Raw genomic sequence first — 16,591 nt, 5'->3', positions numbered from 1 at the left:
TGTCATTCCCACGTATCTAATCAGCTTGGATACATGCAGCTGCGCAAAAAAAAGAGCCTCAATTGAGGCTCTTTTTAGTCGCTATGACAAATTATGCATTTGTTTCAGCTGGAATTTTTGGATAGCTTACGCCGCCCATTTGCTCTGCAATACGTAATACTTGGCAGCTATAGCCGACTTCGTTATCGTACCAAACATATGCAGTTAAACGGTTGCCCGAAGTGATTGTTGCTTGCGCATCAAATACACCTGCTGTACGCGAACCGATAAAGTCAGATGATACAACTTCAGTCGAGTTGGTATAACCGATCTGACCTTGAAGGCTAGAGCTGATTGAAATTTTACGAATGTATTCGTTCACTTCGTCGCGATCAACTTCTTTATCTAAAGTTAAGTTCAAAATCGCAAGAGAAACGTTTGGTGTTGGAACACGTACAGAGTTGCCTGTCAGTTTACCCTGAAGCGCTGGAAGCGCTTTAGCCACCGCTTTAGCTGCGCCTGTTTCAGTAATTACCATGTTCAACGTTGCAGCACGGCCACGGCGGTCTGCTTTATGGTAGTTGTCGATTAAGTTTTGGTCGTTTGTAAACGAGTGAACTGTTTCAACGTGACCATTCAACACTGTGTATTTGTCATGCAAAACTTTCAGTGTTGGTGTAATCGCATTAGTTGTACAGCTTGCAGCAGAGATAATGGTATCTTCATCAAGAATGTCTGCCTGGTTTACACCAAACACCACGTTCTTCATGTCGCCTTTACCTGGTGCAGTCAAGATCACACGTGCAGCGCCTGGGCACTTCAGGTGTTGAGCAAGACCTTCAGCATCACGCCATTTACCAGTGTTGTCGATGACCAGTGCATTTTCGATGCCGTATGCAGTGTAATCAACTTCAGATGGATTAGATGCATAAATCACTTTGATGAATTGACCGTTCGCAATGATTGCTTCGTTTTCTTCATCGACAGCAATCGTGCCAGAGAATGGGCCATGGATTGAGTCACGGCGCAATAAAGACGCACGTTTTTCCAAATCACCATCAGATGACTTACGAACCACAATCGCTTTTAGGTTCAAACCGCGGCCTAAACCCGATTGGCCAATCATTAAACGCGCAAGGATGCGGCCGATACGGCCAAAACCGTAAAGAACCACATCACGGCCTTCAACTGAAGTTGCACGGCCTTCTACCGATTTAACAGCGGCTGCAACAAATGCATCAACGTCGCCGCCTTGCTCTTTAAATGCAACAGCCAATTTGCCAAGATCAATTTCAGCGGTACCGATATTTTCGATTTTAGCCAAAGCTTGAAGAATTGGGAAAGTGTGAACGACAGAAAGCTCAACGTCCATCATGCGTGTGAAACGGTGCGCTTTTAAAATCTGGATCACTGAACGGTTAACTAAAGAACGTCCAAATACTGAAACCACAATATTTTTTTCACGGTAAAGCTGACCGATCAAAGCGATCATTTGTTCCGCGATTTCTTCACGGTTTTTCCAGCGACCTTGGTGCTCTGCATGTAGGGCGATGATAGTCTCTTTGCTCACAGATACGTCCTCTAATTAATTGTATATCTAGGCATAAATTTCAAAACCCGACAATTGTAATGGAATTATCTAAAAGATAGAATCCAAAACAAGTTTTGATTGGCGTATTTTGCTATATATTCATTATAAATTTATAAAATAGTTGCAATTATTATTATGATTTTGCTTTTAAAAAGAATTTAATACGCAATTTAAAAGATTTTTTATATTTTTGTTTATTTGCTTCTTTATCAAACAAATTGATAAATACTGCAATTAATGATCAGCACAAATTAGTGAAATTGATTTTAAACTTTGCATGGCACTGCTTTAAATTGCATGACAGATTTGGCTATTTACAAGGCCCTTTATTTTTCCAAACGTTCAAAACATTGGTCTTTAAAGAATATCTTTGAAGAGAAATCACGCGCCGCATTATTCCATGTCCAAACGTTCCTGCACCTTGCCGCGGTTGCGGGCCAATATGTTTGCATTGCGCTTCTGCTTTGCAAGATGAAGACAGCCTTCAATCACCAGCAGCACCACCGCCAGCCAGATTGGAATATAAGTCAGCCATTCTGATGCTTCGACCCGCTCCCCCAGCATAATTGATGCAAAAGCCAATAAAACGGGTTCTAAATAGCTCAATAGGCCAAAAACCACAAAAGGCAAATAACGGCTGGCTAAGATATAACTGCCTAAACCGAATGCGCTTAAAAAACCTAAGCCAATAACGGCCCAAATCAGGTGAGTGGCATTCAGCATTAATGAAATGCTGTCTCTGTAGAAAAATGCTAAATACACAGCAACGGGCAGAATCAAGAACAAATCCCACCAGAACCCGCCCAAATGATCGGTTTTACAAACACGGCGCAGGAAGAAATACAAAGGATAAGCCAAAGCAATATAGGCGGTTTCCCATGCAATACTGCCGATACGCCAAAGTTCATGGCCGACACCCAGCACAGCGAGCACAACGGCAGCCAGCTGCCAGCGGCTTAATTTTTCTTTATAAAGCACACAGCCGACCAGCACCATCACCAAAGGCAATAGGAAATAGCCAAGTGAAACCTGTAAGCCCCGGCCGTTAATCGGCCCCCATAAAAACAGCCACAGCTGCGTGGTGCATAAAACCGAACTGAAAATCAGCCACGGCAGCATCCACGGCTGCTTGAAAATCCGCTTAAAAATCTCACCGATATGCTTTAAATCGCCCGTCCACCACATAAACAGCGTCAAAAACGGCAAGGTTGCCAGCATGCGCCAAGCAAACGTCTGCTCACTGTCTAAAGGCTGCAAAAAATGCGTATAAAAATATAAAATGCCAAAAGTGACAGATGCCAATACAGACAATGTAACGCCCTTATACATCCCTCACCTCAACAAAGTCTTGCAAATTTTCCGCTGATAATACTTGAATTTTCAAGCAGATTGAATACTGACATGCCCGCAAAGAAAAAACCATGCCTGAGCATGGTTTTTGAGTACGCTGTATTTCAATATTTATTTGACGGTCTGTTTAGTATGAATCAAATCACTCAAGTCATAACCGACCGACTTGGCATAGTCTAAATATTCATTAATCACGCTTTGCTCAGGATGCTGCGTCCGCGACAATACCCACATATAATTGCGCCGCGGCTCACCGACCAGAACGGTCTGATAGTCATCATCAATTTTCAAAATCCAATAATCCCCCCGCGCCACAGGCAGCCAGCGCACAGCTTCAGGCAAAAAACTCACTTTCAGCTTGCTGTTAAAAGGTGGATTTTGTACAAATGCTTCGCCAATTGACTGCATCAATTTGCCGTCTTGGGTATAACAGCGGTTATCTACAGTGACATTGCCGTTTTCGTTCAAGGTATAAGTAGCCGAGACATTGCTTCCGCATTTATTTTGAAAGTACATGGGCTTGCGCGCAATTTCATACCACACCCCCAAATAGCGGTCTAATTCGACCTTATCCACCACAGCTAAGGGCTTGCTTTGCGCATAAGCCATGGTCGCCATGCCTAAGCCCACTAAAATAGCCCCGCCTACCGCAATTTTAGCTAAGGTAAAGCCAGCTTTCGGAATATTTTTTTTCATCATTATGAATACCTTTACTGTCAAACTTTGCTTTTTTAACAAGCAGATTGCTTAAAAGATACTGCTTTAAAAGCATCCTAACTGTCTATGTTCTGTAATGATTTTCAATAAGTTTTACATCTTCCGCTGGCTTTTCTGCAACTTTAGCTTATTGAAGCATTTGCGCTTTTAAACGCAAAATTTCATCCCGCAGGCGCGCGGCCTGCTCAAACTGCAAGTCTTTCGACGCTTTCAGCATTTCTTTTTCAAGCTTGCCGAGATGTTTCGAAAACAGCTTCGGATCAGACAGCAAATGCTGTTCATCCGCGCTCAGCGCCTTGCTTTGATCGCTGATACCGGCTTCAATTTCATCATCATTCAGTACTTCGCCATCATCCAAATCTTTCGCGACTTGACGCACGGCGCTGCGCGGCACAATACCATGCAATTCATTAAACTCCAGCTGCTTATTACGGCGGCGGTCTGTTTCATCAATGGCTTTTTGCATGGAGTCCGTAATGCGGTCTGCGTACAAAATCGCTTTGCCGTTTAAATTACGCGCTGCCCGGCCAATCGTCTGAATCAGTGAACGCTCTGACCGCAAAAAGCCTTCCTTGTCTGCATCCAAGATCGCAACCAAAGACACCTCTGGCATGTCTAGGCCTTCACGCAGCAAGTTAATGCCGATCAATGCATCATGAACGCCTGAACGCAGTTCATGAATAATTTTAGTCCGTTCTACGGTATCAATGTCAGAATGCAGATAAGCTACTTTCACACCATATTCTTTTAAATATGAGGTCAGATCTTCCGCCATGCGCTTGGTGAGCGTCGTCACCAGCACCCGCTCATTCAATTCTTTCCGGTTATTGATTTCCGACAGCACATCATCAACCTGTGTCAGGACTGGGCGTATTTCAATTTCAGGGTCAACCAAGCCTGTTGGGCGCACTACCTGTTCAACAATCTGTTCAGACTTTTCCAATTCGTATTTGGCAGGCGTCGCACTGACATAAATAGTCGAAGGAACAATGCGCTCCCATTCTTCAAATTTCATCGGGCGGTTGTCCAGCGCGCTAGGCAGGCGGAACCCGTAATTCACCAGATTCTCTTTACGCGAACGGTCGCCTTTATACATTGCGCCAATTTGCGGAACCGTGACATGCGATTCATCAATAATCAGCAAGGCATCATCCGGCACATAATCAAATAAAGTCGGCGGCGCTTCCCCAGCGGGGCGGCCGGAAAGATGGCGTGAATAGTTTTCAATGCCGTTGGTATAGCCCAGCTGCTGCATCATTTCTAAGTCATAGCGGGTGCGCTGTTCAATCCGCTGCGCTTCCAGCAGTTTGTCATTGGCGCGGAAAAAGCCTAAACGGTCTTTCAGTTCATCCCGAATGGTGTCTATGGCACGGGTCAAATTATCCTTAGGCGTCACATAGTGGCTTTTAGGATAGATGGTCACCCGCGGCACTTTACGGATCATTTTTCCCGTTAAGGGATCAAACCAGCGGATTGAATCCACTTCATCATCAAACAATTCAATGCGGATGGCATGCTGATCCGATTCAGCGGGGAATATATCAATGATTTCGCCGCGGATGCGGTATGTGCCGCGCAAGAATTCCAGTTCATTGCGGCTGTATTGCATCTCGACGAGCCGGCGGATAATGTCATCACGGTTCAGCACATCGCCCTGCACAATATGCAGCAGCATGCTCATATAGGCATTCGGATCACCCAAGCCGTAAATTGCCGATACAGAAGCGATAATAATGGCATCGCGGCGTTCCAACAGGGCGCGGGTTGCTGACAAACGCATCTGATCGATGTGATCATTAATGGATGAGTCTTTTTCAATAAAGGTGTCTGAAGACGGCACATACGCTTCAGGCTGATAATAATCATAATAGCTGACGAAATATTCCACGGCATTGTTTGGAAAAAATGCCTTAAATTCGCCATACAGCTGGGCTGCCAGCGTCTTATTGTGCGCCATGACAATCGTGGGCCGCTGTGTCTGAGCAATCACATTAGCCATGGTATAGGTCTTGCCCGAACCCGTTACCCCCAGCAGCAGCTGATCGTGATATCCCTGTTCTATACCGCGCACCAGCTTTTCAATCGCCTGCGGCTGATCGCCTGCGGGCTGATAATGGGTGACTAATTCGAAAGGTTGATGCTCACTCATAAAACGTGTGGTCCAATGCGCTGCTGAAATTGACTGTTTCAATTATGAGGGCTAATTAAGATTACTCAAGAGTGAAATGCCCTCAGAACACTGCAAACGCTCTGATCGTTCCCATCACGGCGCCTAATGCAAATGCCAGGCAGTTTGCATTCAGGCCAAATCGAAAAAACTTTGCAGAAACAGCTTCAGCGGCTCATAGAATAAATGCCCTTCGGTTCATCCCCCCCTAATTGATCTCGCTATTTTTCATAAATGAAGCATGCTTTTTCCTTGACCCGATACGCGTTCAAAGGCAACATGAAACCAAAGGATTATGACAGCAGTGCAGCCTATGACTTATCATTATCATGACGAGAGCATCGTTAAAAGCTTACCTGAAGATACAATTTTTGTATTTGGCAGCAATATGGCAGGCACACATGCAGGAGGCGCTGCAAAAACTGCGCTGCTGCATTTTGGCGCAATGAAAGGCGTTGGACGAGGCTGGGCAGGCCAAAGCTTTGCGATTCCCACCATGAATGAGCATTTGCAGCAAATGCCGCTGTCGCAAATCCAGCACTATATTGATGACTTTAAAATCTATACCAAGAATCATCCTAAATCTAAATATTTTATTACCTCTGTGGGCTGCGGTGTTGCTGGCTATAAAGTTGAAGAAATTGCTCCAATGTTTAAAGGCATTTCCCATAATGTTATTTTTCCAGTGTCCTTCCGCCCCTTTGTCGAAAAAGCCCTGCCCAAGCTGACACAGCATTTTTTACAGGCCATTTTCTCGGACAGTGTAATTTTTGCAGCGAATGCTGAAGAAACGGTTGATGCGCTGGATTTAACCGAGAATGAAAAAAGCGCAGCAAAAATTATCCTCAATACGCAAATTTACCCGACTGACAGCAATGGCCGCGACCGTACTTTTGAAATACAGGATATTATGCATGTGCTGCAAGGCAAAGTATTTGAGTTCGAGCATTCAGCAGAAGACGCCCTGATGTTTGGCGGCGCCATTCTGGCATTGCTTGAACTCTACAATATCAATGAAAAGGATTTTGCCGATGTTTGGTTAGGACAGCGCGAGATCAGCCCGCCTAGAGCAGCCAATAGATCGAAAAAATAATCTTCAAGTTCTACTATTTTTTTAATTTAAGGCCAAATCCTTGCGGATTGGCTTTTTTTTATAAATTTATATTCTATTTTTTAATTTTTTCAGTTACTTTTTGAGACATAAATCACAGTAAACAAACAATATCTTAATTGTACAATGACGAAACCGCTCCTAACAGGCCGAGACATGATACCTCATAATAATTCTATATTTCATATATCCCCGATCCCGTTATGGCTTGAAGATTTTAGCGAAATAAAACAGCAATTGGATCTGTGGCGAAAACAGGGGGTTGAGGACTTACGTCAATATTTATTAAACAACACCGCAAAAGTCGCAGAAAGCGCCAGTAAAATTAAAATACTGCAGGTCAACACCCGCACTTTGGAACTATACGAAGCCGAACACCTTGAGCATTTATGTGAAAATTTACCGACGATTTTCCAGCAGGATATGCTTCAAACGCATATCGAAGAGCTGGTGCAGCTGTGGGAAGGTAAAACCCATTTCATCAATACTTCTGTAAATTATACGATTTCAGGCAGCCGTTTAGATATCCAGCTGCGCTGTACCATTTTGCCGGGATATGAACATGACTGGTCAAAAGTCTTGATCAGCACAGAAAATATTACGCCTTACCAAAATGCCCGCCGGCAGGAAGAAAAAAACCGCCAAATTGCCGAAGCGCGCTTCAATTATTCCCCAACCTCACTATGGGTCGAAGATTTCAGCCTAGTAAAGGCCAAACTGGATTATTTGCGCTCCATCGGAATCGAAGACTTCTCTACTTTTTTAGATGTCCATCCAGATTTTGTGCAGCAGTGCATTAAAGAAATCATCATTGTAGATGTGAATCAGGCAACATTAACCCTGTTTGGCGCCCCAGACAAAAATACGCTGCTGAAAAATATTCATAAAGTCTTCAGTCAGGAAATGAATCACACTTTCCGTAAACAGCTGCAGGATTTATGGGAAGGAAAAATTCATCATCAGCATGAAGCGGTCAATTATGCGCTGGACGGCAGCATCCGCCATGTCATTCTGCAATTTACCGTTTTTCCAGGCTATGAAGAAACTTGGAGCACCGTTCAAGTTGCATTGATTGACATTACTGCACGCAAAAAAGCGGAAAACTATTTAGAATATTTAGGCAAGCATGATGTCTTAACCAAATTGTATAACCGCACCTTTTATACTGAAGAAATTAACCGTCTGGAGCGCAGCATTCAGCGTCCTGTCTCTTGTATTTTCATTGACTTAAATGGATTAAAGGACATTAATGACAACTACGGCCATGATGCCGGCGATGAACAGCTGCGGCGAATTGGCAATCTGCTGAATCAGCTGATTCAGCATACGCAATATTCTGCGTCACGCATTGGCGGTGATGAATTTGTCGTCCTGCTTCCCAATGCTGATGAGGCTTCACTGCAAACCAGCCTAAACAGCCTTCAGGAACTCATGCATGTCGACAATCAGTATCATTCATTGCACCCCATGAGCCTGTCTATTGGCTCTGCCAGCACACTGCCGAATGAGCGCATTGAGGATTTACTGAAACGTGCCGATGCGCTGATGTATGAACAAAAGAAAAAATACTATGCCTGCTAGCCCGCTATTCTTCAAATAAAGCATAAAAAAACCTGCATTTCTGCAGGTTTTTTTATTAACGCTTGCCCATAGATCGGCGCGTACCGCGAGGCGGCATCCAAGTCCGATCCGCATAGTTTTCCGGCTTTGGCCGGACTTGATTATGCACGGAATCTTGCTGCGCCTGCTCAGCTGAAACAACCGGAAACGGAAGTTTCACAGCAGCTTTTTTCTTGGGAGAGTTTGGGGTGCTCATGTGATTTACTCAATTCATTCTGCCCATATTGTACAAAAAACTCAGGCTTTGGGGAAATCCATTGCTTAGAGGCTTCCAAAGATGCGCAAAAACTGTAAGAAGCATTGGTACTGCTCTGATTGAAAAATTTCAGTTTTATGCATGACAGAGCTGTAAATGGACTGATCAGTTCATTGATTTGATCCCTTAATCCTAAAATGATATTCCGCTTTTAAATACGGCCGTATAAAATTTCTGAATAAAAATTAAGACATACATTATTTTAAATACAGCCACTTACAACACTTTAATAAAACAAAAAATGGAGTTCCCTAAATGCATCAATCAGCATTCTTATGTATTGCCGCAAGTTTCGCGTCTATTTCTGCCACGGCTCAAGCCGCAGATTTTTCAAAATATTTCAGCATGGAAGCCAAAGGCTTTAAGCGCTTTTCCGTTTCAGCTGGCGCTTTGCATGTCATGCCGCAAGGCAAAGCGCAGCCATTTACTGTGCAAACGGCTGTCCCGGACGGCACTGTGGCCAAAAACGGCGCAATTAAAGTTGATACGGTACTCAACAATCTGAATAAAAATGTTGATCAGGCTGGTTTAGCCGCGGCCCTGAAAAGTTTAGGCTATTTAACCGGAGGCACCTTGCCTGCAAACTTAAGCGGCAGCTCAAAAATTAATGGACTGCAAAGCTGGGACAATCCAGGCACGGGACTGGAAGCAGATGATGTCACGACCCTTGGCCTGATGAGCAGCTACTTTTTTACCGATAATGTGTCTATTGAAATGAAAGCCGGCATTCCGCCTAAAGTGGACTTGCAAGGCCAAGGAAAAATTTATGCGCCATTTGCAGCCATTGCAACGCCGGAACTTCTGGGCCTGCCATTAAAGTTCATGAATATTGATCTTCAAAACACTATCTTCATCACAGACCTGGGCGCTTATGGGCCAGCAGCGTCCGCCCGCGCTTGGACACCCGCTTTTGAGTTCCAGTATCACTTTGGCAAAACCGGCGTCAATAAATTCCGTCCCTATGTCGGCGCAGGCATGATGTATGCCTATTTTAATGAGCTTGAAATCAACCCGCGCACTGAGCAGGATTTAATTGCAGCCGGCCATATGATTGCCAATATCAAACAAGGGCAAGCTGGCGCATCACTTGAAAGAAAAACCAGCAGCGCCAATCCGCAAGTCGATTTAGAAGCGACCGATGCATTTGCACCCATCGTGACCGCTGGCTTTACCTACGACTTCAATGATAAATGGTTTGCAACGGCATCCATCAGCTATGCACAGCTTAAAAATGAAACCACCATCACGGTCACTGATGCAAAATTGGGAGAGCTGATCCGCTCCAAAGCAGACATTGAAATCAACCCATTGATGATCTACGCAGGTGTCGGAATCCGATTTTAATTTTAAATAAGTTGACTAAAAGCAGGCACTTAAGGCCTAATTTTCATAACTTTTTATAATGTTTTTTACATAATTACTAAAATAAAGTCATCATTCTTAAACAAATCGCATTACTTTTAACATGAAACCTACCGGTATATCCGATTTCAATAACATTCATTCCCGTTTTTCATTCGCATAATTGGCCTGCTAAAAAAAATTCCAATAGCTGTTTTGGACATGGAGTCCTTTGAATGAAAAAAACTTTACTGTGCATGGCAACGTCCATGCTTTCCGTACCGATGATCAGCCATGCTGACTCACCCTATTTCAGCCTGCATGATGGCGATGGCTTCAAGCGCTTCTCCGTCTCTGTCGGCGCTTTGCATGTCATGCCGCAAGGCAAAGCGCAGCCGTTTAAGGTCAATACATCCGTAGCAAATGGTGAAAAAGCGGCCGTTGGAGATATTTCTATTGATGCGGTAAAAGCCAATCTAGATCCTGAGATGAGTCCCAATATTTCAACTTGGTTTGTTGGCGTTTTAGATAAGTTAGGCTCTGACACGCTGCCTGCAGCGTTAAGCGGCACAGCCGAAATTAATGGACTTGAAAGCTGGGACAATCAAGGAACTGGCTTAGAAGCAGACGATGTTACCACTCTTGGCATCATGACCAACTACTTTTTCACAGACCATGTATCCTTTGAGATGAAAGCCGGCATACCGCCTAAAGTGGACTTGATGGGCAAAGGCAAAATTTATGCCCCTTTTGCAGCCATTGCTACACCGGAACTGGGAATTATAGATTTACCGCAAATTGCAATGAAAAACAGTCTGCTGATTACTGATTTAGAAGCCTATGGCCCTGCCGCCTCTGCCCGCGCATGGACTCCCGCAGCAGAGTTCCAATACCATTTTGGCAAAACCGGCGTCAATAAATTCCGCCCTTATGTCGGATTGGGCATGATGTATGCCTATTTCAATGAAGTGGAAATCAACCCGCGCACTGAGCAGGATTTAATTGCAGCTGGCCATATGATTGCCAATATTAAAGACGGTAAAGCTGGAGCGGCCTTAGACGGCAAGCCAAGCAGCGCCAATCCAAAAGTCGATGTAGAAGCTTCAGATGCTTTTGCACCGATCGCAACCCTTGGCTTTACCTACGACTTTAATGATAAATGGTTTGCTGTCGGGTCTGTGTCCTATGCACATTTATCCGACGATACCACCATTACTGTTTCGGACGATACGCATGGTGAGCTGATCCGCTCCAAAGCAGATATCGAAATCAATCCGATTCTTGCCTATGCAGGCGTTGGCATGCGCTTCTAAAACCGCGCGCATCTTAACCTGAAAGACGGTTTCCGCCGTCTTTTTTGTTGCCCTTTTACATAACTAAAGTTTATTACTTGGTGAAAATTAATTGATCGTATTCATGTAATGAATCGAATAATATAGGCAGACTGCACCGTATACAGAAAGCCAAATGACTGACACGCAATTTTCAAAGCCTCTCATTTATATGCTGATCGGCAGCGCCATTATTTTGGCGCTATCGCTAGGTATCCGGCATGGTTTTGGCCTGTATCTGGTGCCCATGAGTGATGAGTTCGGCTGGGGGCATAATGTATTCAGTTTAGCGATTGCGATGCAGAACCTCATTTGGGGTGCTGTACAGCCCATCACAGGCGCATTTGCAGACAAATACGGCAGTAAAATAGTTGTTGCTGTCGGCGGGCTGCTGTACGCCTTAGGCCTGCTGATGATGGCGTTCAGCTCTACAGGGCTGATGCTGAATTTAAGCGCCGGCTTAATATTAGGCCTTGCGCTTTCCGCAACCTCATTTCCGGTTTTACTGTCCGCAGTTGGCCGTGCCGCGCATCCGGAAAAACGCAGTTTAGCGATGGGGATTGCCAGTGCTGCAGGATCGTTTGGGCAATTCATTATGCTGCCATCTACCCTGCTGCTGCTGCAAAATATTGGCTGGTCAGCCGCTTTAATGGTCAGCGCTATTTTGGCTGCGCTGATCATTCCCTTGGCATGGATGCTGAAAGCGCCGATGTATAGCGCGCCCTCTGCACAGTCCTTAGAAAATAAGCCCAGTTTAGGCTTTAAAGATATTTTAATCATTGCCAAAAATCACAAACCGTTCTGGTTCTTGGCTTTAGGTTTCTTAGTCTGCGGCTTTCAAGTGGTCTTCATTGGCATCCATTTGCCTGGTTATCTGATAGATCATGGCTTCAGCGCAGCAACGGGAACCATTTTCCTTGCATTAGTAGGACTTTTTAATATTTTTGGCACATACGGTGCGGGCTGGCTGGGCGGAAAATTTTCTAAGCCGCATTTGCTGATGTGGCTGTATGGATTGCGCGGCATCGCCATCATCGCCTTTTTGATGCTGCCGCTAAGTGCATGGACAATCTATGCCTTTGGCGCCATTATGGGACTCTTATGGCTCTCTACCGTGCCCTTAACCAATGGCATTGTGGCAAACATGTTTGGCGTGAAATACCTGTCCATGCTCAGCGGCATTGTATTTTTTACTCACCAGGTCGGTTCATTCTTTGGCGGCTGGCTCGGCGGCTTGAACCATGATATGACAGGCAACTATAATATGGTTTGGGCGCTTTCACTGGTATTGAGCATCTTAGGGGTGTTGGTGCATTTCTTTGTCACAGAGGAGCATGTCATACATGACTGATTCAATGCTTGGATTAAAACTAACCATTCTTGCAATAGCCGTGGCTTTTTTGGCGCTGGCTATTGCGCTCTGGATGAAAACGCCTCAACTGTTTGAATATTTCAATCAGGCTTTTTGCGCGCATTAACAATGCCAGTCTAAAACGCATCAATTGGCGTTACTGGCTTTTATCTGCACAAAGACAGCGTGAACAGTGTCAAAAAATTGACATTTTCCAGCAGTTTTCCTGCTGAGATTTTCCAAAATAACTAAAAGCCAATAAATCAGCAATTTAATCTATTTTCTTCATTTATTCATAAGTTTAGCAATTCTTATGATTTCTCTTGCGCATGCATCTTTCTTAAATTCAGTGCATGCAAAATACTTTAGAGAAATAACAATGACGGCTTTAACCCAACTTTCACAAGCGATACATGATGCGCCCCGCTGGCATCAGCAAGATCAGTTTCAAAACCCGCAAGAGGTCAAAATTGTCCCTTTAGCTGGAGAAGCCCTAGGCGCAGCTGTTTTTGGACTGGATGCAAAAAAAGCGCAATCTGGAGAAACCATTCTGCGCCTGAAACAGGCGCTGGCTGAACATTTAATTTTAATTTTCAAGCAGCAAAGCATAGATGATTTTCAGTATTTAGCTTTTGCCAGCTATTTTGGCTCTATTTTCCGTCCCAGTTCTGATACCCCTGTATTAGCCACCCAAAGCGATACTGGCACACCGCCAGACGTGGTGCCTGTATCCAACGCAGTGGGCCAAGGCGATTATACAGGCTATGGTGAACTCGCACCGCATGCCGACCATCAATGGACACCCCTACCTTCTTTTGGTTCTCTGCTCTACGCGATTGAACTGCCTAAAGACGGCGGTCAGACCTCTTGGTACAACACAATTAAAGCCTATGATGCCTTAGATGATGAAACGAAACAGCATTTGGACACGCTGCAGCTGATTACCTACAATCCTTTTGTACGCTTCCAAAGCAATAAAGGCGCGCCCAAAGATGGCAGTTACGGTACATTTCCTAAATACCGTTTTAAAGACCAGCCTGTAATTGGCGATGCTTATCCTCACCCGCTGGTGCGCACACATCCTGAAAGCGGCCATAAAGCGCTGTGGCTAAATACACATAATGAAGTCGAATTGGTCAATTATGACGATCAGGCTGGAAGTGAATTGATTGCCAAACTGCGCGAGCATATTTTAAAACCTGAATTTCATTATGAACATCATTGGGAACAAGGCGATATTGTGTTTTGGGACAACCAAGCCACTTTACACTCGCGCCGCCCTTTCCCTGCCGATCAGCGCCGTTTGCTTAAGCGCATCAGTCTTGCAGGCGGGCGCCCATACTAAAATCGTTTAAGTTCTTTATCCAGCCTAGACACTAATACAGCAAACCGTCCGCTAAGAAGGCCGCAAACACGCATCTTCTAATAGCGGACTTTTTTACTTTGGACTTGCATGTTGATGCCGTATAACCGCCATTATGTTAAATAGGAAAAATTGGTGAATAGATTTTTATATTATTTATAGGGGGGATTACCGAACCGCAATGTATATGATGATGTAAATTAAAATGAATTTCCGGTATTTAAATTTGATACAGATAAAAAAGCAATTATTGAAATTAAGCTACTTGCATTAGAGTTTTCAGGTGATTTTTAGCTATCCTCAAAGGTTTAACTAAATCAGCTCAAGAATCTAAATCAGCAGATCAAAAAATTGAGGATTTTATTCGTGGCTCTGCCAAGCGCGTTAAAGGCTTAGAATCCTCTCAACAAGCATATCGTTAATTTACCTTTTCGTTATCTGAAAAAATAAATCTAGAATTAATGATTTAAGAATGGATGACAGAATAGTAAAAGCAAAGCGCTCAATCATCTTGAACGCCGCTTTGCATCATAGGATTTAGATCAAGCTGTATGAACAGAAGTTAAATAAGTTATGTAATCTACATAATGATATATTTATCCAAACCTAATGATTCATCATCATTGTTTAATTAAGGTGATTAAAGTAGTGAAACATTGATTAAATACAACTGCCGCTTAAAAATCTTACTTGCCAAATAATTGTTTCGTTGCTTTAGGCTCTACTGCGCTGCGCTTGTTTTTGCCGTCAAAATAGCGATCAACATGACAAAGTTGAGTTTTGCTGTCGCAGAATACACCGTTGGCAAATGTAAACGCAGAAGTATCAAATTCACCTTGAGAAAAAACCTTCTTCGCCTGACGTTTCCCAAGATATTTTTCAGTTAGTTTTTTTGAAACGCCTGTCTTATCGGCACAAATATATTTGTCGCACAGCACGCCAGCAGCTGGATTTTTTAATACCTGTGTTGTTTTCGCAAAACTTACTGTACTAAAAATAAAAAGGAGGACAGTTAAAGCAAGGGAAACTATTTTCATGAGATCAACACACTAAAATTTAAAAGATATTCAGCTCATATTACTGCAGTTTAAACTTCAAATATCGAAAAAAAAATATTTCTTCTAAATATAAAATTTTTACATAAATTATATTATTGTTAACTTTAAAAAAACTAAAAACTCATTTTTATCCAATTAATTTATTAACAATCATGATTAAGTCAATCAGAACCGAGCGCGTATCTATAAGTGACTAAGCTGCATTAAAAATCGCCCCGATTTTTTAATAATGACAAACTGTATTTAAATGCTCAACGAGATTATAAGGATTACCCATTCAGTTTCAGCTTTCTTGTCTGAATTTATATAGCGATGCTTAAGATTATTTGTACCGTATGCGGATTATTTTTTGGTGTGGATAATTTCAAAAATCATCATCTCCAATGGTTAATGAACTAAATAAAGCAAGTTCATTAAACCTGCAAAAGGATAACCCCATCACGGGATGGGGTTATCCTTTATTTTAATTTAGAGAATTGACTGAAACACTTACCCTTTAATTAAAATCTGAAACTATATAAGCTTTACCAGCTAATATTCACACGCCGATTTGGTGTTAAGCACGGCACCATATCCGCCCGTGCAGTCACTGCACAGCTTTGATATTCTTCAGTTACGCCCTTTGCTTCAATACGAATACGTTCAGAGGGTATACCGGATTTAACCAAATAATCAGCAACCGTTGAAGCGCGTTTTTGTGACAGTTTCTGGTTATAGCCGACATTACCTAAACGGTCAGTAAAACCCGTAATGACCACAGGATCATGAGATGCTGCAGCTTTAATATTTGCAGCTATCCCATCCAGAATTTGAGATCCTCCGATAATGGCTTGCTCATCAAAACGGTCAAAGTTAAACAGGACATTAGCATTTCGCGGTGAAACTGCCTCATCAATAACTGGAGCCTCAGGAACAGGCGCTATATTTTCCGAACGCAACATAAGCTCTTCACAGGCTTCACCTTTCCAGCTTAAACGTTCAGATAAGCTTTTTTTGTCAAAATCGATACGCAATTGGCAGCGTTTATACTCTTGTGTGTTCGGCTTGCGGATATCCAAAACATAATTCCATTTTTTAACAAAGAAAACACCTTCACTAAAATGCGGATTTCCTAAAATATGGCGGAATTGATCCTTCGTCAAACCAGTGCTTAAACGCGCTACATCAGCATATTCATAGCGTTGAACTTGTTCCAAATAGCTATTTTCAATTTTTGGAAAGACCACTTCTTGCTGGGTTTGTACCGGTTCCATCTCAGCATAAATTGACATTGTGGTTACAAGCAATACACCACCGATGATGCTTTTAACAATTTTTTTCATAATTCATTGAATCTCTAGAGTTAAATATATAAGG

The 16,591-nt window shown here is 43.2% G+C and carries 14 protein-coding genes; 7 read left to right on the top strand and 7 right to left on the bottom strand.

The features are described 5' to 3' along the window. Positions 1-91 precede the first annotated feature (91 nt). The 4 genes from JZ784_RS09025 to uvrB all read right to left on the bottom strand — a co-directional run bounded on the left by JZ784_RS09025 (position 92) and on the right by uvrB (position 5,786). On the bottom strand, positions 92-1,549 hold the full coding sequence (locus JZ784_RS09025; protein ID WP_346314619.1) for a glyceraldehyde-3-phosphate dehydrogenase: 1,458 nt from the start codon (positions 1,547-1,549) through the stop codon (positions 92-94). A gap of 414 nt (positions 1,550-1,963) precedes the next feature. Beyond that, a complete protein-coding gene (gene rarD / locus JZ784_RS09020) occupies positions 1,964-2,899 on the bottom strand; it encodes an EamA family transporter RarD (protein ID WP_346314618.1) in 936 nt (311 codons plus the stop codon). Between the two features lie 132 nt (positions 2,900-3,031). Then, positions 3,032-3,616, bottom strand: coding sequence for a lipocalin family protein (locus JZ784_RS09015; protein ID WP_346314689.1), 585 nt, complete (start codon positions 3,614-3,616; stop codon positions 3,032-3,034). Between the two features lie 148 nt (positions 3,617-3,764). Further along, positions 3,765-5,786, bottom strand: a complete 2,022-nt coding sequence (gene uvrB, locus JZ784_RS09010; RefSeq protein WP_005008827.1) for an excinuclease ABC subunit UvrB — start codon at positions 5,784-5,786, stop codon at positions 3,765-3,767. A 331-nt stretch (positions 5,787-6,117) separates the two neighbouring features. Here uvrB and JZ784_RS09005 point away from each other — a divergent pair, with 331 nt between their 5' ends. Then, a complete protein-coding gene (locus JZ784_RS09005) occupies positions 6,118-6,897 on the top strand; it encodes a hypothetical protein (protein WP_346314617.1) in 780 nt (259 codons plus the stop codon). A gap of 174 nt (positions 6,898-7,071) precedes the next feature. Beyond that, positions 7,072-8,496, top strand: a complete 1,425-nt coding sequence (locus JZ784_RS09000) for a sensor domain-containing diguanylate cyclase (protein ID WP_346314616.1) — start codon at positions 7,072-7,074, stop codon at positions 8,494-8,496. A 55-nt stretch (positions 8,497-8,551) separates the two neighbouring features. Here JZ784_RS09000 and JZ784_RS08995 read toward each other — a convergent pair whose 3' ends face one another. Further along, positions 8,552-8,731 carry a hypothetical protein gene (locus JZ784_RS08995; RefSeq protein WP_130148357.1) on the bottom strand — a complete coding sequence of 60 codons (180 nt, stop codon included), beginning with the start codon at positions 8,729-8,731 and terminating at the stop codon, positions 8,552-8,554. Between the two features lie 315 nt (positions 8,732-9,046). Here JZ784_RS08995 and JZ784_RS08990 point away from each other — a divergent pair, with 315 nt between their 5' ends. From JZ784_RS08990 to JZ784_RS08970, 5 genes are all read left to right on the top strand, one after another. Continuing rightward, positions 9,047-10,135 (top strand): OmpW family outer membrane protein, encoded by a 1,089-nt coding sequence (locus JZ784_RS08990; protein ID WP_346314615.1) that lies wholly within the window; start codon positions 9,047-9,049, stop codon positions 10,133-10,135. Positions 10,136-10,368: 233 nt separating this feature from the next. Beyond that, positions 10,369-11,445 (top strand): OmpW family outer membrane protein, encoded by a 1,077-nt coding sequence (locus JZ784_RS08985; RefSeq protein WP_346314614.1) that lies wholly within the window; start codon positions 10,369-10,371, stop codon positions 11,443-11,445. 154 nt (positions 11,446-11,599) lie between these two features. Continuing rightward, positions 11,600-12,814, top strand: a complete 1,215-nt coding sequence (locus tag JZ784_RS08980) for an MFS transporter (RefSeq protein WP_346314613.1) — start codon at positions 11,600-11,602, stop codon at positions 12,812-12,814. Then, positions 12,807-12,941, top strand: coding sequence for a hypothetical protein (locus JZ784_RS08975; RefSeq protein WP_265465931.1), 135 nt, complete (start codon positions 12,807-12,809; stop codon positions 12,939-12,941). The genes JZ784_RS08980 and JZ784_RS08975 overlap by 8 nt, the downstream gene beginning before the upstream one ends. Positions 12,942-13,193: 252 nt before the next feature. Next, positions 13,194-14,159: a TauD/TfdA family dioxygenase gene (locus JZ784_RS08970; protein WP_346314612.1), complete on the top strand. Its 966-nt coding sequence runs from the start codon at positions 13,194-13,196 to the stop codon at positions 14,157-14,159. A 704-nt stretch (positions 14,160-14,863) separates the two neighbouring features. On the opposite strand, the gene JZ784_RS08965 is transcribed toward JZ784_RS08970, so the two are convergent. Continuing rightward, the gene (locus tag JZ784_RS08965) at positions 14,864-15,214 is read right to left on the bottom strand and encodes a YcgJ family protein (RefSeq protein ID WP_346314611.1); all 351 of its coding nucleotides are present in this window, start codon (positions 15,212-15,214) and stop codon (positions 14,864-14,866) included. 545 nt (positions 15,215-15,759) lie between these two features. Further along, a complete protein-coding gene (locus JZ784_RS08960) occupies positions 15,760-16,557 on the bottom strand; it encodes an OmpA family protein (protein WP_346314610.1) in 798 nt (265 codons plus the stop codon). Positions 16,558-16,591: the final 34 nt, after the last annotated feature.

The sequence above is a fragment of the Acinetobacter sp. CWB-B33 genome, assembly GCF_039655955.1.
GTDB lineage: Bacteria > Pseudomonadota > Gammaproteobacteria > Pseudomonadales > Moraxellaceae > Acinetobacter > Acinetobacter bouvetii.
Note: the sequence above shows the minus strand (reverse complement) of the source record. Positions and strands in the feature narration are given on the sequence as shown.

Excerpts from the sequence above, each read along its gene's own strand:
- JZ784_RS09015 (WP_346314689.1), bottom strand. The coding sequence starts at position 3,616 with ATGAAAAAAAATATTCCGAAAGCTGGCTTTACCTTAGCTAAAATTGCG.
- JZ784_RS08985 (WP_346314614.1), top strand. The coding sequence starts at position 10,369 with ATGAAAAAAACTTTACTGTGCATGGCAACGTCCATGCTTTCCGTACCG.
- JZ784_RS08975 (WP_265465931.1), top strand. The coding sequence starts at position 12,807 with ATGACTGATTCAATGCTTGGATTAAAACTAACCATTCTTGCAATAGCC.
- JZ784_RS08995 (WP_130148357.1), bottom strand. The coding sequence starts at position 8,731 with ATGAGCACCCCAAACTCTCCCAAGAAAAAAGCTGCTGTGAAACTTCCG.
- JZ784_RS08980 (WP_346314613.1), top strand. The coding sequence starts at position 11,600 with ATGACTGACACGCAATTTTCAAAGCCTCTCATTTATATGCTGATCGGC.
- JZ784_RS08990 (WP_346314615.1), top strand. The coding sequence starts at position 9,047 with ATGCATCAATCAGCATTCTTATGTATTGCCGCAAGTTTCGCGTCTATT.
- JZ784_RS09005 (WP_346314617.1), top strand. The coding sequence starts at position 6,118 with ATGACTTATCATTATCATGACGAGAGCATCGTTAAAAGCTTACCTGAA.
- JZ784_RS08965 (WP_346314611.1), bottom strand. The coding sequence starts at position 15,214 with ATGAAAATAGTTTCCCTTGCTTTAACTGTCCTCCTTTTTATTTTTAGT.
- JZ784_RS09000 (WP_346314616.1), top strand. The coding sequence starts at position 7,072 with ATGATACCTCATAATAATTCTATATTTCATATATCCCCGATCCCGTTA.
- JZ784_RS08960 (WP_346314610.1), bottom strand. The coding sequence starts at position 16,557 with ATGAAAAAAATTGTTAAAAGCATCATCGGTGGTGTATTGCTTGTAACC.
- rarD (WP_346314618.1), bottom strand. The coding sequence starts at position 2,899 with ATGTATAAGGGCGTTACATTGTCTGTATTGGCATCTGTCACTTTTGGC.
- JZ784_RS08970 (WP_346314612.1), top strand. The coding sequence starts at position 13,194 with ATGACGGCTTTAACCCAACTTTCACAAGCGATACATGATGCGCCCCGC.
- uvrB (WP_005008827.1), bottom strand. The coding sequence starts at position 5,786 with ATGAGTGAGCATCAACCTTTCGAATTAGTCACCCATTATCAGCCCGCA.